The sequence below is a fragment of the Kitasatospora sp. MAP5-34 genome (genome assembly GCF_029894335.1).
Lineage (GTDB): Bacteria > Actinomycetota > Actinomycetes > Streptomycetales > Streptomycetaceae > Kitasatospora.
Genome location: NZ_JARXZC010000047.1, coordinates 1 through 18459, shown reverse-complemented (window position 1 = coordinate 18459; position 18459 = coordinate 1). Strand labels below are relative to the sequence as shown.

Annotated in this window: 13 protein-coding genes and 1 pseudogene; 9 read left to right on the top strand and 5 right to left on the bottom strand. The window is 72.3% G+C overall.

Annotated elements, in window-relative coordinates; translation table 11 throughout:
- The first annotated feature begins 12 nt into the window (after positions 1–12).
- From P3T29_RS28645 to P3T29_RS28635, 3 genes are all read left to right on the top strand, one after another.
- A complete protein-coding gene (locus P3T29_RS28645) occupies positions 13–2586 on the top strand; it encodes an FtsX-like permease family protein (protein WP_280719575.1) in 2574 nt (857 codons plus the stop codon).
- 365 nt (positions 2587–2951) lie between these two features.
- Entirely contained in the window at positions 2952–4001 is a 1050-nt protein-coding gene (locus P3T29_RS28640) for a glycosyltransferase family 2 protein (protein WP_280719574.1), read from the top strand.
- A gap of 92 nt (positions 4002–4093) precedes the next feature.
- Positions 4094–4735, top strand: a complete 642-nt coding sequence (locus tag P3T29_RS28635; protein WP_280719573.1) for an acyltransferase — start codon at positions 4094–4096, stop codon at positions 4733–4735.
- A gap of 387 nt (positions 4736–5122) precedes the next feature.
- Here P3T29_RS28635 and P3T29_RS28630 read toward each other — a convergent pair whose 3' ends face one another.
- On the bottom strand, positions 5123–5914 hold the full coding sequence (locus P3T29_RS28630) for a TIGR03089 family protein (protein WP_280719572.1): 792 nt from the start codon (positions 5912–5914) through the stop codon (positions 5123–5125).
- Positions 5915–6170: 256 nt separating this feature from the next.
- Between P3T29_RS28630 and P3T29_RS28625 the strand changes: the two genes are divergently transcribed.
- On the top strand, positions 6171–7079 hold the full coding sequence (locus P3T29_RS28625; protein WP_280719571.1) for a DNA-3-methyladenine glycosylase 2 family protein: 909 nt from the start codon (positions 6171–6173) through the stop codon (positions 7077–7079).
- An 80-nt stretch (positions 7080–7159) separates the two neighbouring features.
- Here the strand turns inward: P3T29_RS28625 and P3T29_RS28620 are convergent, their stop codons facing one another.
- From P3T29_RS28620 to P3T29_RS28610, 3 genes are read right to left on the bottom strand one after another with little or no spacing between them, the layout of a single operon-like run.
- Positions 7160–8452 carry a coenzyme F420-0:L-glutamate ligase gene (locus tag P3T29_RS28620; protein WP_280719570.1) on the bottom strand — a complete coding sequence of 431 codons (1293 nt, stop codon included), beginning with the start codon at positions 8450–8452 and terminating at the stop codon, positions 7160–7162.
- Entirely contained in the window at positions 8449–9432 is a 984-nt protein-coding gene (cofD, locus tag P3T29_RS28615; RefSeq protein ID WP_280719569.1) for a 2-phospho-L-lactate transferase, read from the bottom strand. The genes P3T29_RS28620 and cofD overlap by 4 nt, the downstream gene beginning before the upstream one ends.
- Positions 9433–9460: 28 nt before the next feature.
- Positions 9461–10084 carry a cysteine dioxygenase family protein gene (locus tag P3T29_RS28610; protein ID WP_280719568.1) on the bottom strand — a complete coding sequence of 208 codons (624 nt, stop codon included), beginning with the start codon at positions 10082–10084 and terminating at the stop codon, positions 9461–9463.
- A 668-nt stretch (positions 10085–10752) separates the two neighbouring features.
- On the opposite strand from P3T29_RS28610, the gene P3T29_RS28605 reads away from it, so the two are divergent.
- The 3 genes from P3T29_RS28605 to P3T29_RS28595 all read left to right on the top strand — a co-directional run bounded on the left by P3T29_RS28605 (position 10753) and on the right by P3T29_RS28595 (position 16867).
- A complete protein-coding gene (locus P3T29_RS28605) occupies positions 10753–11025 on the top strand; it encodes a WhiB family transcriptional regulator (RefSeq protein WP_280719567.1) in 273 nt (90 codons plus the stop codon).
- Positions 11026–11338: 313 nt separating this feature from the next.
- Positions 11339–15217, top strand: a complete 3879-nt coding sequence (locus tag P3T29_RS28600; protein ID WP_280719566.1) for a glycosyltransferase family 2 protein — start codon at positions 11339–11341, stop codon at positions 15215–15217.
- Positions 15218–15226: 9 nt separating this feature from the next.
- A complete protein-coding gene (locus P3T29_RS28595) occupies positions 15227–16867 on the top strand; it encodes a DUF5719 family protein (RefSeq protein WP_280719565.1) in 1641 nt (546 codons plus the stop codon).
- Positions 16868–16972: 105 nt separating this feature from the next.
- Here P3T29_RS28595 and P3T29_RS28590 read toward each other — a convergent pair whose 3' ends face one another.
- The gene (locus P3T29_RS28590) at positions 16973–17422 is read right to left on the bottom strand and encodes a metallopeptidase family protein (protein WP_280719564.1); all 450 of its coding nucleotides are present in this window, start codon (positions 17420–17422) and stop codon (positions 16973–16975) included.
- Positions 17423–17479: 57 nt separating this feature from the next.
- Between P3T29_RS28590 and P3T29_RS28585 the strand changes: the two genes are divergently transcribed.
- Both P3T29_RS28585 and manB read left to right on the top strand, forming a co-directional pair.
- Positions 17480–17923 carry a DUF3499 domain-containing protein gene (locus P3T29_RS28585; protein WP_280719563.1) on the top strand — a complete coding sequence of 148 codons (444 nt, stop codon included), beginning with the start codon at positions 17480–17482 and terminating at the stop codon, positions 17921–17923.
- Between the two features lie 75 nt (positions 17924–17998).
- Positions 17999–18459, top strand: a pseudogene (gene manB, locus P3T29_RS28580) (phosphomannomutase/phosphoglucomutase); the annotation flags it as partial.

The window sequence follows — 18459 nt, the reverse complement described above, 5'->3', positions numbered from 1 at the left end:
GGGCGGGATCCGATGCTGCTCAAGACCTCACTTCGGAGCTTCTTCGCCCACAAGGGCCGGATGATGCTCTCCCTGATGGCCATCGTGCTGTCGGTCGCCTTCGTCTCCGGGACGCTGGTGTTCTCGAACACCGCCACCGGCACCTTCGACAAGCTGTTCGCCACCACCGCCTCCGACATCTCCGTCCAGCCGCAACAGGACAAGGTGACCAAGGGCTCCTCGGAGCCCGGCAAGCTCGCCACCGTCCCGCTCGCCACCGCACAGAAGATCGCCGCCCTGCCCGGCGTCAAAACCGCCGTGGGTGAGGTCTTCACCCCGAACGCCACGCTGGTCAACCCCGCCACCGACAAGCAGGTCGGCCCGACCAGCGGCGCCCCGACCATCACCGGCAACTGGGTCGACACCCCGCGTAACTCGCTGGAGATCACCTCCGGCCATGTCCCGCAGGGCCCCGGCCAGATCGTGCTGGACGCCGACACGGCCAAGAAGGCCGGTCTCGGCCTCGGCAGCGCCCTGCGGGTGATCACCGACAGTGGTAGCTACGACTTCGCCATCTCCGGTATCGCGACCTTCAAGACCACCAACCCCGGTGCGGCCCTCGCCTTCGTGGACACCGCGACGGCGCAGCGCACACTGCTCGGCAGCAACGCGTACACCTCCGTCGAGGTCTACGGCGACGGCAGCCGCAGCAACGACCAGCTCAAGGCCGACGCGCTGAGCGCCCTCGGCTCCGGGTACCTGGTGAAGACCGCGCAGGAGCAGAAGGCCGACAACGCCAAGGGCGTCGGTTCCTTCCTCGACTTCATGAAGTACGCGATGCTCGGCTTCGCCGGGATCTCGCTGCTGGTCGGCGGCTTCCTGATCATCAACACCTTCTCCATGCTGGTCGCTCAGCGCACCCGCGAGATCGGGCTGCTGCGCGCCATCGGCGGCAGCCGCCGCCAGGTCAACCGCTCGGTGCTGGTCGAGGCGCTCATCCTCGGGGTGCTCGGCTCCACGCTCGGCCTGGGGGCCGGCCTCGGCCTCGCGGTGCTGCTGATCCAGCTGATGAAGGCCGTCGGGATGAACCTGGCGGGGGCCAGCCTGGAGATCGGCTGGTCCGTCCCGGTCGCCGCGTACGCGGTCGGCATAGTGATCACCGTCCTGGCGGCCTGGATCCCGGCCCGCCGGGCCGGCCGGATCTCCCCGATGGCGGCCCTGCGCGACCACGGCACCCCCGCCGAGGCCAGGGCCAACCGCATCCGCGCCGTCGTCGGCCTGGTGCTGACGCTGGGCGGCGCGGCCCTGCTGCTCGCTGCGGCGAGCGCCACCAAGGCGGCCACCGGCGGCGCCTACCTCGGGTACGGCGTGGTGCTCAGCCTGATCGGCTTCGTGGTGCTCGGCCCGCTGCTCGCCACCACGGTGGTGCGGTTGCTCGGTGCCGCGCTGCCGAAGCTCTTCGGTCCGTCCGGCAGGCTGGCGCAGCGCAACGCGATGCGCAACCCCCGCCGGACGGGTGCCACCGCTGCGGCCCTGATGATCGGCCTGGCCCTGGTCACCGGCGCCTCGGTGTTCACCTCGTCCATGGTCAGCTCGACGAGCTCGCAGATCGACAAGTCCGTCGGCGCCGACTACATCGTCACCTCCAACCGGGCCCTGCTCACTCCGGCGATGGTGACGGCGGCCAAGTCCACGGCGGGCCTGGCCCACCTGACGGAGCAGAAGAGCCTCCCCGTCATCCTCACCACTCCGGACGGCGCCACCACCGAAACCTCCGTGGCGGCGGTCTCGCCGACCTTCACCACCGACTTCCTGCTGCCCGTCAAGACGGGCACGGCCGAGTCGGTCAACACCGGCGGAATCTCGGTCGACGAGACGTTCGCGGCCAAGCACCACCTCTCGGTCGGCGACAAGCTGGCGATCGAGTACTCCCACGGTCGTAAGCAGAGCCTCGCGATCGGTCTCATCACCGCCAAGGGCAACTCGCTCTTCGACGGCAACTTCTTCACCGCCATCGACACCGTCGGGAAGGCCGTCCCGGCGTCCGAGCTGCCCAGCGATGTCGCGGTCTTCGGCAAGGCGGCGGACGGCACGGACAAGGGCAAGGCGCAGGCGCTCAGCGCCCTGCAGGACTCGCTCAAGGCGTACCCGCAGCTCACGGTCAAGGACCAGGCCGGCTACAAGGCGATCATCCAGGGCCAGGTCAACAGCCTGCTCTACATGATCTACGGCCTGCTCGGCCTGGCGATCGTGGTCGCCGTGCTCGGTGTGGTAAACACCCTGGCCCTCTCGGTGGTCGAGCGGACGCGTGAGATCGGCCTGCTCCGGGCGATCGGGCTCTCCCGCCGTCAGCTGCGCCGGATGATCCGACTGGAGTCCGTGGTGATCGCGGTCTTCGGCGCGCTGCTCGGCACCGGCCTCGGCCTCGCCTGGGGGATCACCGCGCAGCGGGTGCTCTCCGGCCAGGGGCTCGCCATCCTGACCATACCGACCGGCACGATCGTGGTGATCCTGCTGGCCTCGGCCCTGGTCGGCCTGCTGGCAGCCCTGTTCCCGGCCTTCCGGGCGGGCCGGATGAACGTCCTCGCGGCCATCGCGACGGACTGACCGACCCACCGACCCACCGACCGCCTGGCCCACCGACCGGCCGACCGGGCCGACCCGCAGGCGGGCACTTCCGCTCCAACCGGCACCGAACCCCACCCGGAGGCCGGGCGCACACAGCGCCCGGCCTCCGGGCTGTTGGCCGGTCTCTCGGACGTTTGGTGCGCCTCCCCGCGCTGCGACCAGGGCAGGCCGGGACGTGAGGGGTGAGGCGGTGAAACGGTCTTTCGGAGCGCGGCAACCAGGCCCGGCTCAGGCCCTGCGCCCGGAGTCTGCACAGAGTCGACACCAGGTTGCCTCCGGGACGACGCATACGAGGGCAACCCGGACCTGACAACGTACGGCGGCCGCCGGTACGGTTGGCCTCGATGAACATCAAGGCTGCTGAGGAGCTGCCGGCGGTCTCCGTGATCATGCCGGTTCTCAACGAGGAACGTCACCTGCGCACCGCCGTCCGGCACATCCTGGAACAGGAGTACGCCGGCGACATGGAGGTGGTGATCGCGCTGGGCCCGTCCACGGACCGGACCGACGCGATCGCCGCCGAGTTGACCGCCGAGGATCCCAGGGTCCGTACGGTGGCGAACCCGACCGGGCGTACCCCCGCCGGCCTGAACGCGGCGATCCGGGGCTCGAGCCACCCGATAGTCGTCCGGGTCGACGGCCACGGGCTGCTGACCCCCGGCTACATCACCACGGCGGTCCGGCTGCTCGGCGAGATGGAGGCTGCCAACGTCGGTGGCATCATGCACGCCGAGGGCGAGACCGAGTGGGAGAAGGCCGTCGCGGCGGCGATGACGTCCAAGATCGGCGTCGGCAACGCGGCCTTCCACACCGGCGGCCTGGCCGCTCCGGCGGACACCGTCTACCTCGGGGTCTTCCGCCGTGAGGTGCTGGAGAAGCTGGGCGGCTACAACGAGGAGTTCATCCGCGCCCAGGACTGGGAACTGAACTACCGGATCCGCCAGGACGGCGGTCTGATCTGGTTCACCCCGCAGCTCAAGGTGACCTACCGGCCCCGCCCGAGCGTGCGCGCGCTCGCGAAGCAGTACAAGGACTACGGGCGCTGGCGCCGGGTGGTCACCCGCTACCACCGGGGTTCGGTCAACCTGCGCTACCTGGCACCCCCGGCCGCGCTGCTCGGCGTCCTGACCGGGCTGGTGCTCGGTGCCGCCGTGCATCCCGCCTTCTTCGTGCTGCCGGGCGGGTACCTGCTGGGCATCCTCGGCGGTTCGGTGGTCGAGGGGCGCGGACTGTCGTGGAAGGCCCGGCTGCAGCTGCCGGTGGCGCTGGTCACCATGCACCTGACCTGGGGTTTCGGTTTCCTCACCTCGCCGCGCTCGCTCGCCCGCCGGGTGATCGCCAGCGCGGCGCCGACGCCGATGGCACCGGTCGCGCCGGTGGCTGACCCGAAGTAGCCCGCCCACGGTTCCACGCCCCTGGCCGGGGCCTTGTGCCGAAAGGGCTGAATCGCACCCCCACGTGCACCCTGCCCGCTATCTTCGGCGCCATGGGCATATCTGAGAGTGCGTCAGCTTCGGCCGGGTCGGAACCAGTCGCGTCGGCCCGGGTCGAATCGACCGCCGATGTCGACGAGCGGGCCGTGATCGGGGCCGGCAGCACGGTGTGGCATCTGGCCCAGGTGCGGGAGAACGCCGAGATCGGTGTCGACTGCATCATCGGGCGTGGTGCTTACGTCGGCCCCGGCGTGCGGATCGGCGACCGGGTGAAGCTGCAGAACCACGCGCTGGTGTACGAGCCGGCGGTCGTTGAGGACGGGGTCTTCATCGGCCCGGCGGCGGTGCTGACCAACGACCTGTATCCGCGATCGGTCGATGTCGACGGCAAGCTCAAGCGCGGCGACGACTGGCACGCGCAGGGTGTGACCCTGCGTGAGGGCTGCTCGATCGGTGGGCGGGCGGTGCTGGTCGCCGGGGTGACGGTAGGCCGCTGGGCCCTGGTCGCCGCCGGTGCCGTGGTCCACCGCGACGTGCCCGACTTCGCCCTGGTGGCCGGCGTCCCGGCCCGGTGGATCAAGTGGGTCGGCCGCGCCGGTGAGCCCCTGCAGGACGCGGGCGGCGGGCGTTGGCGCTGCCCGTGCACCGGCGAGGAGTACGTCGAGACCGACGGCCGGCTGGCTCTCGACCGGTAGCAGCCCGGGCCTTCAGTGCATGGTGCAGGCATCCTGGGTCGCGGTCCGGCCCTCCAGCGTCGGGCCTGTCGTAGGACTTCCGGAGGCCGACGACTGCGCGCTGCCCGCGTCACCCACGGACCCCGCGTCGCCCACGGCGCCGGAAGCGCCAGTAGGGCGCGGGTGGGCAGTGTCGGTCCTGCTGTTGCCGTTCAGTCTGCTCTACCCGTACCCGTACCCGTAGCAGGCCAGGCCAGCGCACCCCTGTGACCAGTAGGAATGCCAGTACGCCCGCCGTGATCGGCAGGAACCTGCGGTGCCCCCCGCCTCGGAAGGTCGGGGGGCACGCTCTCGTCATCGTCCTCGGCCATGACGGGGATCCCTGCCCCCGGGTCGGCCCGGCCAGATTCAGCCCAACCGCAGAGTCACCCGTTCGGACTCGATCCGCTTCTCCCACTGCTCCTCCGTCAGCTCGCCGGAGTTCCGGCAGAGCACCACCGAGGCACCGGCGGCCAGCGGAGCCAGCAGCCCGGCCTCCAGACCTGACCAGTCGTCGTACGAGAGCGTGCTGAGCACCCGGCTGCCGGTGTCGAGGCCGAGTCGCAGCGCGCCCTCGCGGGCGAGTTGGACGGTCTGTTCGCCCGTCAGTTTCAGTGGCAGCCCGTCGATCGTGGTCTCCAGGGCCAGGGAGAGCGGATCGACGGGGGAGTACGGGGCGAACCGGTCGCCCTGGCCGGGCACCTCGGCGGCGTAGTCGAGGAAGCCGTCCGGGCGCTGCGGAAACCTGCCGCCCAGCGGGCGCAGCGCGAGGGCCACCCGCTCGCCGGAACAGGCGTGCGCGGACTCCAGCCCCTCCGGTCCGCTGATCACCAGGTCGGCGTCGGCCGGGTCGCCCCCGGGCAGCGCCACCACACCCACCGACCAGCAGGCGAGCAGCCAGACGGCGCTCTGCCAGTGGGCGGGGAGGAGTAGCGCGGCCCGGTCGTCGGGGCCCGCGTTGAGTTCGTCCTGGATCAGGTTGGCGGTCTTGGCGACCCAGTTGTCGAAGGTCTTGGCGGAGAGTTCGACTCTCTCGCCGGTCGCGTCGTCATAGAACGTGACCAGGGGACGTGAGGGATCCGCATCGGAGGCCCCCGCGCGCAGATATGCGTGCAGCAGCTCGGCGGGGGTGCGGGCGTCGGCAGCGAAAGGCGCAGTCATGGTGCTGTCCAGCCTACGACCTCCGGACGCGACCCCGGCAGGGGAGGCGGCAGCTGAAAACTGGCGTGGCGTCAGAAATGATTTGCCTGCAATGTCTTGTTCATGTGCTTCTCTCAGCTCGCCGCCTCTGCTACCGCCTCCGTCGACGAGCTGGTACCGACGAGCTGGTACCGACGAGCTGGTACCGCGACGCTGCTACCGAGGACGCGCGTATCGTTCACACCGACCAGACGACACCAGGTGGCGGTGAGGACGGATGCCAGGCGCGGTACTGCGGTGGCGGCCCGACTTCCCGCTCGACCTGCCCCGGACGCTGCTCCCGCTGCGGCGCGGCCCGGCCGACCCCGCGTACCGGACCGCCGGGGACGGATCGCTCTGGCGCGCCTCGCGGACGCCCGCCGGGCCCGGCACGCTCCGGATGGCCGCCCGGGCGGGCGAGGTGGAGGCGCAGGCGTGGGGCCCGGGGGCGCAGTGGCTGCTCGATCAGTTGCCCGCGCTGCTCGGCGCGGCCGACGACCCGTCAGGGCTGGTGCTGCCGCCGGGGCCGCTACGCGAGGCCCAGCGCACGCACGCCGGGGTGCGGCTCGGGCGGACGGGGCTGGTGCTGGAGTCGCTGGTGCCCGCGATCCTGGAGCAGAAGGTCACCAGCGACGAGGCGTACCGCTCCTGGCGGACCCTGCTGCGCGACTTCGGTACGCCTGCGCCGGGCCCGGCCGAGGGCCTGCGGGTCCCGCCGTCGGCCCGTGAGTGGGCGCTGATCCCGAGCTGGGAGTGGCACCGCGCGGGCGTGGACCCGAAGCGCGCGGCGACCATCGTCCGCGCGGCCCGGTTGGCGCCCCGCCTGGAGCAGGCGTCCGCGTTCGCCCACGAGGAGGCGTTCGCCCGCCTCACTGCCGTACCCGGTATCGGCGTCTGGACGGCGGCGGAGACCCTGCAGCGCAGCAACGGGGACCCGGACGCCGTCTCGGTGGGCGACTACCACCTCCCCAACCTGGTCGGCTGGGCTCTGGCCGGCCGCCCCCGCAGCGACGACGACCAGATGCTCGCCCTCCTCGCCCCCTACAAGGGCCACCGCTACCGTGTCTGCCGCCTGATCACCCTCACCGGCGCCCACGCCCCCCGCTACGGCCCCCGCCTCGCCCCCAACGACCACCGTCACCGCTGACGGCAACTACGTCAGGGGCGCGAACAACCACGCACCTTCGTAGAGCCCCGGTCGCGCAGCACCCCCCACCCCCGGTGTGCCTACCGTACGGCGATGAACGCGTCCGCCGTGCGAGCCTCGCGTGAGCGAGGTGCCTCGGCCGGCCGGCCCACGGCCACCGCGCCCATCGGGTCCCAGCCGTCCGGGAGGTCCAGGACGGCGCGGACGGTGTCGCGGCAGAACATCGTCGAGGACACCCATGCGGAGCCGTAGCCCTCGCCGGCCAGCGTGACCAGCAGGTTCTGGACGGCGGCGCCTATGGCGACGGTGAACATCTCGCGTTCGGCGGCGGCGCGGCGCTCGTCCGGGTAGTCGTGCGAGCCGTCCGTGACCAGGCACGGGACGACCAGGTACGGCGCGTCCCGCAGGACGTTGCCCCGGGCGGTGCGGCGGGCGATCTTCGCCTCGTCCCAGCCGTCGAGTTCGGCCAGGTCGTGCTGCCAGGCGGCGAGCATCGCGTCGAGCAGCCGCTCCCGCACGTCGGCGGACTCCAGCAGGACGAAGCGCCAGGGCGTGGTGTGGTGCGGGGCGGGCGCGGTGACGGCGGCGGCGACCGCGCGTCGGACGGCCGCCGGGTCGACCGGCTCGTTGGTGAAGGAGCGGACGGTCCGGCGCAGCGTCACCGCTTCACGGACGGCCTCCGAGGCGCCGAGCCGGAACATGTCGTCGGCGGCGGGACGGATCAGCGGCCGGGTGCCGTCGCCGTCCTCGGTGGTGACCAGGTGCGGCAGGCCCCGGACCACGGCGACGGGGGTGCCGGCGGCCTTGCCCTTGACCAGGTCGGCGGCGGCGGCCAGCTCGTCGGCGGTCGCGGTGACGGTCATCGCCAGCTCGTTGCCGTGGCTGTCGACGCGCCCCCGGTGGTCCTCCAGGACGGCCAGCCCGGCGGCGCCGATCGCGACGTCGGTCAGCCCGTTCCGCCAGGGGCGGCCGAAGGTGTCGGTGACGACCACCGCGAGCCGACGGCCGGTCAGCTGCTGCAGCTGGGCCCGCAGGACGCGCGCGGAGGCGTCCGGGTCCTCGGGCAGCAGCAGCACGGTGCCGGGGGCGGTGTTGGAGGCGTCCACCCCGGCGGCGGCCATCACCAGGCCGTTCCGGTTCTCGACGATCCGGACCGGCCCGCGCCGGGCCACCACCCGGACGGTCTCGGCGTCGATCGCCGCCTCCCGGTCGGTGGCCTGCAGCAGGCGGCCCTCGGCCTTGCTGACGATCTTCGAGGTGACCAGCAGGATGTCGCCGTCCTCGAACTCGCCGGCCTTGGCGATCAGCCCCCCGAGGTCCGCACCGGCCGTGATCTCGGGGATCCCGCCGACCGGGAGGATCTCCAGGCTCACGCCCGTACCTGCTCGGCCAGCTCCAGCGCGGCCCGCGCCATCGCGGCGGTTGCCTCGGCGTCGCTCATCAGCAGCGGCACCGCCCGGCAGGCGATCCCGGCGGCCTCGACCGCCGCGACGGACGCCGCGTCGGCGGTGTCCACCAGCCAGCCGTCGAGGAGTTCGGAGCCGTAGTGCAGCGCGACCGCCTCGGCGGTGGTCTCCACGCCGACCGCCGCGAGCACCTTGTCGGCCATCCCGCGTACGGGCGAGCCGCCGACGATCGGCGACAGTCCGACGACCGGCGCGGGGGAGGAGCTGACGGCCTGCCGGATGCCGGGCACGGCGAGGACGGTGCCGATGCTGACCACCGGGTTGGACGGCGGCAGCAGGATCACGTCCGCCGCCGCGATGGCCTCCAGCACGCCGGGGGCGGGCTTCGCGGTGTCGGCGCCGACCGGGATGATCGCCTCGGCGTCGACGGCGGCGTGCAGCTTGACCCAGTACTCCTGGAAGTGCACCGCCCGGGTGCCGGACCCCGCGGCGGAGCCGCTTGTGTCGCCAGTTGTGATCCGGACGTGCGTCTCGACCCGGTCGTCGCTCATCGGCAGCAGCCGCACCCCCGGCTGCCAGCGCTCGCAGAGCGCTTCGGTGACGGCGCTCAGCGGGTAGCCGGCGGCCAGCATCTGGGTGCGGACGATGTGGGTGGCGAAGTCCCGGTCGCCGAGCCCGAACCACTCGGGCCCGACGCCGTACGCCTTCATCTCGCCCTTGATGGACCAGGTCTCGTCCGCCCGGCCCCAACCCTGTTCCTCGTTGATGCCACCGCCGAGGGTGTACATCAGGGTGTCCAGGTCGGGGCAGACCTTGAGCCCGAAGAGGTGGATGTCGTCGCCGGTGTTCCCGATGACGGTGATCTCGTCCTCGGGTCCGATCACGTTCTTGAGGCCGCGCAGGAAGCGTGCCCCACCGATTCCGCCTGCCAGTGCCACGATGCGCATGAGGTCATCCTGCCAGGCAGGGCGTGGGTCAGAAGGCTTCGGGCTGCCACTCCGGGACGGCCGAGGCGTACTGGTTCATCTCCACCAGGCCGGGCGAGTAGAGGTGGATGGAGACGGCGGGTTCGAGCGCCGCGTTGACGACCTCGTGCAGGTAGCCGGAGGCGAACACCCGTTGCCCGCCGGGGAGCAGGGCCCGCGAGTCCTCGCCGGCGCGGGTGAGCGAGCGCTCGACGAGTTCGCCCTGAACGACCGTCATCACCCCGGAGGAACGGCCGTGGTCGTGGAAACCGCTGCTCTGGCCGGGCAGCCAGCTGAGCAGCCAGACCTCGTAGCCGGGGCCGGTCTCCAGCCGGGAGTACCAGCGGGTGAGGGCGTCGTACCGGACGAGCGGCGCCCAGCGGGCGGTGTCGGCGGCGATCTCGCGGACGAGCCGCGCGTACCCGGCGACGGTGGTCGGGTGCTGCGGCAGGTCGGTGCGGGCCAGGTGCGGGAAGGCGAGCGGGTCGCCGGCGATGCTGACGTCGCTCAGGCCGTCGGTCCAGGCGCGGCGCGGCGCGGCGATGTGGCCGGACCGGCGCTGAGCCTGGTGGTGATCACGGTGCTGATCACGGTTGCGGTCCCGGTTGCGCTTACGGATGCGGGGCGTTCGCATGACATGGTCCTCGGATGGCTGGGGGTGAGGGATCAGCCGATCCGCGAAGTTCAGGGGGGACTGTCGCGCGGGCGGCCTCGATGTTCGCTGGGCGGCGCGCGGTGGGACGCGAGCGCCTAGATACAGCGACAGAGGCGACAACAGAGCGAGTTCACGGCACGACGAAGCACGACCTGGCGGCTTCGGTGGGTGGCGAACTCTGACATGGGAGCAAGCAGACCGCAAGAGGGGCGGCAGTGTCAAGCCAAGTCGGGGGACATTCGGGTCACATCAGCGACGAACCACCGGATGGGGTGATAAATCACCCTCTAGGTTTCAATGCGAAGATCGCCGGGAAAGCAGCCCGATGACCCGGCAACCGGGCCACCACTGTTCGACGTCCCCCCGTTCGGGGGGTGGTCAGAGCACCGGAGGTCCGTGTTGACTGCAAGTCAGCCGGTGGGTGGTTGCGGACGGTTGAGCCTTAATCAGGGCTGAAAATGCCAAATGTCCGAATATGTATACTTATCGTAGTTCCTTGGTTCCGGGGAGTGAATCCTTGGCCCAATACCAGAGCTCGGCTTGACTGAGCCAGAGTGACGCACATGTAATTTCACTCGTGTCGTTCCGCCGCTCCAGGCAACGGCAACACCACGGGGATGCCACAAGGGGCAGAGGAGGCGCGCCAAATGAGCGAGCTCTTTGAGCTGTTGATCGGTGAGGGCATCGAGGAGGAGGACGAGGAACTCGGTTGGCAGGAGCGCGCGCTGTGCGCCCAGACCGACCCCGAGTCCTTCTTCCCCGAGAAGGGCGGCTCCACCCGCGAGGCCAAGAAGGTCTGCCTCGCCTGCGAGGTCCGCTCCGAGTGCCTCGAGTACGCGCTGGCCAACGACGAGCGTTTCGGCATCTGGGGAGGCCTCTCCGAGCGGGAGCGCCGCCGTCTCAAGAAGAGCGCCGTCTGACCGGCTCCACCACCGCAGTTGTGCCAGCGCCTCACCACGACGGTGGGGCGCTTTCGCATTCCCCGACGCATTCCCCCACCAAACATCTTCACCAGCGTCTCCGCCGGCGTCTTCACCAGCACTCGAACCGGTGCCGACACCCGCCCCACCCCCGCGCACCGGCCGCTGCGCAGACTCCGGGAGGACCGCGTACACCCGGAGCGGTTAGTGTGGTGCGCCATCCGGATGCCTCGCATCAGGACTGCCGACAACCCTGAATCAACCGGCTGCATCCACCGGCTGCATCTATCGAAACCTGGGGCCTGCGCACTCGATGACTGTCCACAGCCACCAGAGCGGTTTCTCCGCTGCCAGGCCGCCCGCGTACCCGCGCCACCTCGTCACGGCGGTGATCGTCTCGCACGACGGCGCCCGCTGGCTCCCGCAGGCCCTCGCCGGTCTGCTCGGCCAGGACCGGCAGGTTCAGCGTGTCCTCGCGGTGGACACCGGCTCCACCGACGCCTCTCCGCAACTGCTCCAGGACACCCTCGGTGACTGGTTGCCGCCGTCCGGCCCGCTGATCCTCGGCCGCCGGGCCGGTTTCGGCACCGCCGTCGCCCAGGCCGTCCAGAGCAGCCCGCCGCTGCGTCCCGAGGACCTCCCGTACAGCCTCGACCCGTCCGGGTACGACCCGGTCACCGGTGGCTGGGACGACTTCGGCGACCCGTTGGGCGCCGAGCACGACCTCGGTCAGGGCGGACCGCGCGAAACTCAGCCGATCGAGTGGCTCTGGCTGCTGCACGACGACTGCGAACCGCAGACGGACGCGCTGCGCCGCCTGCTCCAGGTCGCCGACTCCACGCCGAGTGCCGGTGTCATCGGCCCCAAGCTGCGCAGCTGGTACGACCGCAGGCAGCTGCTCGAGGTCGGCGTCACCATCGCCCGCTCGGGACGCCGCTGGACCGGTCTCGACCGCCGTGAGCAGGACCAGGGTCAGCACGACCAGGTCCGCCCGGTACTCGCCGTCTCCACCGCCGGCATGCTGGTCCGCCGCGACGTCTTCGAGGAGCTCGGCGGCTTCGACCCGGCGCTGCCGCTGATGCGGGACGACACCGACTTCTGCTGGCGGGTCAACGCCGCCGGCCACCGCGTCGTGGTCGCCCCGGACGCCATCCTGCGGCACGCCGAGGCCGCCAGCCGCGAACGCCGCTCGATCGACTGCGGCGCCGCCCACCCGCACCGGCTCGACAAGGCCGGCGCGGTCTTCACGCTGCTCGCCAACTCCCGGGGCCTGCTCTTCCCGTACGTCCTGCTCCGGCTGGTCCTGGGCACGCTGCTGCGCGTCCTCGGTGACCTGATCGGCAAGGACCCGCGCCAGGCCTTCGACGAACTGGCCGGTCTCGGGCACGAACTCGTCCGGCTGCCCCGGATCCTGGCCGCCCGCAAACGCCGCGCCAGGACCCGCAGCGGTGACGCGCTCGACGACCGCACCCTCTTCCCCGCCCCCGGCGCCACCACCCGGCTCGCCGTCGAACAGGCCATCGGTGCGCTCGGCATCGGCGGTGGCGGCGACGAGTCCGGCGCCGGACGCCACGGCACGGCCGAGTCGGGCCCCGGCGACGACGACGCCGACGACCTGGTGGTGGAGCAGTTCACGCTGCTCAAGAAGCTCTCCCGCCGCCCGGCCCCGCTGCTCTTCACCGCGCTGCTGGTCTTCGCCCTGATCGCCTGCCGCAACCTGATCGGCAGCGGCAGCCTGTTCGGCGGCGCCCTGCTCCCCGCCTCCGACGGCGCGGCGGGCATCTGGAACATGTACGCAGACAGCTGGCACCCGGTCGGCACCGGCTCCACCGCCGCCTCGCCGCCGTACCTCGCGGTGCTCTCGGTGCTCTCCTGGCTGCTGTTCGACCACGCGGATCTGGCGATCACCCTGCTCCTGGTGCTCTCCATCCCGCTCGCGGCCGTCAGCGCCTACCTGGTCTCCCGCCCGCTGATCGCGTCCAAGATCGTCCGGGCCTGGGCCAGTGCCACCTACGCCCTGCTGCCCGCCACCGCCGGCGCGCTCGCCGAGGGGCGGATCGGCACCGCCGTACTGGCCGTGCTGCTCCCGCCGCTGGCCCGCGCCGCCGCCGTCACCGCTGGTCTCGGCATCCGCAAGGAGACCGCCGCCCGAGGCGCCCGCCCCGGTTGGCGGAGCGCCTGGATGGCGGTGCTGATGCTCACGATCAGCACCGCCTTCGTCCCGCTGACCTGGGCGATCGCCGTACCGCTCTCGCTCGCCGCCCTGCTGCACGCGGTGCTGCGCGGCGGGGCCTTCGGCTCCGGCGTCGCCGCGCTGCGGCTGCTCGGGCTGCGGGTGCTGGTGATCCTCGGCGTACCGGTCCTGGTGCTCGCCCCCTGGTCGCTCGGAGTCCTGGCGCACCCGTCCCGGCTGCTGCTGGAGGCCGGGCTGCCCGGCTTCAACGGCTCGGCCGCGACCCCGCTCGGGCTGATCCTGGTCAACCCCGGCGGCTCCGGCGTCCCGCCGGTCTGGCTCTCCGCCGGTGTCGTGCTCACCGCCCTCGCCGCCCTGCTGCGCGCCGACCGCCGCCGCGCGGTGCTCGCCGCCTGGGGTGCCGCCGCGGCCGGTCTGCTCTTCAGCGTCGCCGTCGCGGGCACCGGCGTCACGCCGGCCTCCGGCGGCCCCGCCGTCGCCGCCTGGGCCGGGCCCTCGACGCTGCTCGCCGGTGTGGCCCTGCTCGCGGCCGCCGCGATCGGCGCCGACGGCGCCAACGCGCGAGTGGCCGGGATCGCCTTCGGTTGGCGTCAGCCCGTCGCCGCCCTGGTGGTGGCCAGCGCCGTGCTGGCCCCGCTCGGCACCGCCGTCTGGTGGGCCGGCACCGGAGCCGACGGTCCGCTGCGCCGCGCCGCCGACGCCCAGGTCCCCGCGTTCATCGCGGAGGAGGCCGGTACCAACGGCCGCCCCCGCACCCTCGTCCTCACCGGCGACGCCGCCGCCACCGCCGTCCACTTCACCGTGGTCCGTGGCGCCGGCCTGACCCTGGGCCAGGCCGAGGGCACCGTGGACAGCTCCGACGCCGCGCAGGGCGCGCTCACCAAGCTGGTCGGCGGTCTGCTGGCCGGCTCGGGCGGCGAGCAGGCCAAGACCCTGGCCGGGTACGGAGTCGGGTACGTCGAGGTCAAGGACCCGATGATCGCCAAGGTCAGCGACGTCCTGGACACCACTCCGGGCCTGACCAAGCTCAACCAGGAGAACGGCGTCGCCCTCTGGCAGGTCACCGGCCTCCCGGCGACCCGCGCGGTGATCACCACGCCGGGCGGCGTCCCGGTCGCCGTCCCGTCCGGAGTCCACGACATCGACACCACCATCCCGGCCGGCCCGGCGGGGCGCGTGCTGCGCCTGGCCGAGAGCGCCGACCCGGACTGGCAGGCCACCCTGAACGGCACCGCTCTCAAGGCCACCGCGCCCGTCGACGGCTGGGCCCAGGGCTTCGAGTTGCCCGCCACCGGCGGACAACTGGACGTCACCCGGTCGGGCAGCCTGCTGCACACCGGCTGGGTCTGGCTGCAGCTGCTGCTCGGCACCACCGTCCTGGTGCTCGCCCTGCCGGGCCGCCGCAACCACAACGACGACGACCTCCCCGAGGAGGTGGTCGCCGCCGCCGCGCTGGCCGCCGCCGCCCAGGCACAGGCCCCGCTGCCCGGCAGCCGCCGCGCCCGCCGGATGGCCGAACGCGCCGACGGCGAGGGCGAGCCCGGCGAACCCGAGGGCGGTGTGTACGCGGGTGTCATCCCGCAGCAGGCCGAGCCCGAGGCCGAACCCGAGCCCGCGTACGCCGCCGCAGACCCGTACCAGGAGCAGCAGTACGGCCAGGAGCAGTACGGCCAGGACCAGTACAGCCAGGACCAGTACACCTGGGACCCGTACGCCGCCCAGCAGCACGTCGAGGGCCAGTACGGCCAGCAGCAGTACACCGACCCGTACGCGCAGCAGCCCTACCAGGAGCAGCAGTACCCGCAGTTCCAGGAGCCCTACCAGGGGCAGTACGCGGACCCGTACGCGCAGCAGCCGTACCAGGAGCCGCCGTACCAGCAGCAGCCCGAGCAGTACCAGGAGCACTACCCCGAGCAGCAGCAGTACTACGACCCGCAGGACCCGGACGGCACGTACGGCAACGGCGGTCACCCGCACCACAACGGAACGGGGAGCTGACCCGCCCTCATGAAGAAGCCCAGCCTCAAGGCCCCCAAGCTGAAGATCTCCCGCGACGAGTCCGGGGGTGAGCGGCCGTCCTTCAAGGCGACCGCGCTGACCGGCGGCGGCGCCCGGACCGGCCAGTCGCTGCTGGCCGCCGCCGTGGTGCTCGCCGCGGTGTTCGGCATCGCCGAGCTGCGCCCACCGGTCACCCCGGCGGCCGCGGCCGTCAAGGGAGCCGCCACCACCGCGCAGGTCGAGCGCACCTCGCTGGTCTGCCCGCAGCCCCTCCAGGGCCTCACCGGCAGCACCTCGTACACCCTGTTCAGCCCGGCCGGGGCCAAGGCCACCGGCGGCGCGGGCTACCTCTCGGACGTGGCGCAGCCCCCGGCCACCCCGGCGGCCTCGCCCGCCCCCTCCGGCACGCCCGGGGGAGCGCCGAGCGGCTCCCGGCTGGTGCTCACCAAGCCCGGCGTCCCGGCCACCGGACCGGCGGCCACCGGTGACACCGCCCCCGGCACGCTGGCTGTCGCCACCGGCGGGTACGCCCCGGGCTTCAGCGTCACCCAGACCACCACCGTCACCGACCAGTCGGGTGTCGGCATGTCCGGCATCAACTGCACCCCGGCCGGTACCAGCTTCTGGTTCTCCGGCGTCAGCACGGCGGGCGACCGGGTCGACTACGTGAGCCTGGTCAACGCCGACAGCGTCCCGGCGGTGGTGGACCTCAAGCTGTACGGCGACAAGGGCCCGATCGACAACGACGCCGCCACCGGCATCACCCTCCCGGCCGGCAGCTCGCAGGACCTGCGGCTGCCGACCTTCGCCCAGAACGTCAACGACCTGGCGCTGCACGTGATCGCCCGCAGCGGCCGGGTCGGCGCGGCGGTGCACGCCACGGACGGCACCAAGGGTGCCGACTGGATCCCCGCCTCGGTGGAACCCACCTCCTCGGTGGTCCTGCCCGGGCTGCCCGCCGACATGTCGGCGGCGCGCCTGGTGATCGTCGCCCCCGGTGACGACGACGCCGACCTGAAGATCCAGATCTCGGGCAAGAACGGCTGGTTCACTCCCGCCGGGCACGAGACCATCCACGTCAAGGCCGGCATGATCGCCGCCACCGACCTGCAGCAGGTTGTCGGTGGCACCACGCAACAGGTCAACCGGGGCGAGGTCGGCGCACTACGGCTGACCCCGAGCGACCCGGCCCACCCGACCCCGATCGTCGCCTCGATCCGGGTCGACCGCAGTCAGAACGGCAAGTCGGACGCGGCCTGGATCACCGGCAGCGCACTGATCGGGCAGCGGGCCGGCATCGCGGAGAACCGGGGCGGCGGCGCCGGCACGCTCTACCTCACCTCCAGCGGTGACGCGGCGAAGGTCAAGGTGTCGGTGTCGGCGGGCAGCGGCGGCGGCACCCCCGCCTCCCAGGAGGTCAGCATCCCGGCCGGCGCGACGGTCGGCATGCAGGTACCCGAGCCCGCCGGCCTGAACGGCGTCTTCGGGCTCACCGTGGAGACCGAGTCGGGCGGCCCGGTGGTCGCGGCCCGGATGCTCGCGGTGAACGTCAACAACATCCCGATGTTCACCATCCAGCCCCTCCGCGACGACCACAGCACGGTCCAGGTACCCCAGGCCGATCAGGACCCGGGGGTCCTGATCAAGTAGGCACCTGGGTACCTCAGGGGCGCGAGGAACTGCGCGAATCGGAAGGCAACGACCCGCAGCCTCCGATCTCGCACACCCCCTCGTGCCCCTGCTACGGCTGCGGGTTCAGTCCTCGTCGAACCGAGGATCAATCGCATCGGGCGAGAGCCCGAGCAGGTCGGCCACCTGCTCGATCAGGATCTCGTGGACGAGCGCCGCCCGGTCCTCCCGCGCCTTGGCGCGGATCTCCACCGGGCGGCGGTAGACCACGATCCGGCTCTTGCTGCCCTGCTTCGCCGGGATCAACCGGCCGAGCGGAACGCTCTCCGGATCGGCCGCGCCCCGTTCGGGCAGCGGTACCTCCTGGACGGCGAACTCCACGTCCACCAGCTGCGGCCAGCGCCGCTCCAGACGTTCCACCGACTCGCGTACGTAGTCGTCGAACAGCTCGGAGCGGGTGAGCGAGATCGGCACCTGAGGCGGCGCCAGCGGTCCGCGCAGGCCGCGCCCGTGGCGGTCGCGATGCTTGCGCCGCTGCGGTGGATCTGCCGGTGATCGGTGTGCAGAGCTCTCCATATCAGTGTCGAGAGTAGCCCTTGCGGCCCCGGAAGTGGACCATCCCGACAGCCCCGCGTGGGCGACACGGGACACTCGCCGGGGGCGGGTCTTCGCGGCCCGGCCGGTAGTGCGGTACCGTCCACCCTCGTGAGCTCTGTACGTCGTTGTTCGCGGACCGCGTGCGGCCGACCGGCCGTCGCCACGCTGACGTACGTCTACGCGGACTCCACCGCCGTCCTCGGCCCGCTCGCGACGTACGCCGAGCCGCACTGCTACGACCTGTGCGCCGAGCACGCCGAGCGCCTCACCGCCCCGCGCGGCTGGGAGGTCGTCCGGCTCGCCCCCGACGTCGGCCCGGTCCGCCGCTCCAGCGACGACCTCGAAGCCCTCGCCAACGCCGTCCGCGAAGCCGCCCGCCCGCAGGACCGCGCCCCGCGCCCGGGCCGCCCCCCCGAGGCCGGCCCCGGCGAAGCCGGCCGCCGAGGGCACCTCCGGGTGCTTCGCTCCCCGGAGAACTGAACTTTCCGCACCCTTGCCGCCAGGTACGCTGCCCTCGTTCGGTCGAGTACCCGGAAGATCCTGGTGGGAGCGGTAGTGCGGGACCTTAAGCAGTTGGTGAAGGCGTACGACGTCCGGGGTGTGGTGCCGGACCAGTGGGACGAGTCGCTGTCGCGGGCGTTCGGTGCGGCGTTCGTGCGGGTGACCGGCGCGTCGGCGATCGTGGTCGGCCATGACATGCGGCCGTCGTCGCCGTCCCTGTCGCGGGCGTTCGCCGAGGGCGCGGCCGCGTACGGCGCGGACGTGGTCGAGATCGGGCTCTGCTCGACCGACCAGCTGTACTACGCCTCCGGCCGCCTGGACCTGCCCGGCGCGATGTTCACCGCCTCCCACAACCCCGCCCGGTACAACGGCATCAAGCTCTGCCGGGCCGGCGCCTCCCCGGTCGGCCAGGACACCGGCCTGACCGAGATCCGCGAACTCGTCGAATCCTGGACCGCCACCGACGACACCGTCACCATCCCGGATGCGGACGCGGACGTGAAGCCGGGGACGCT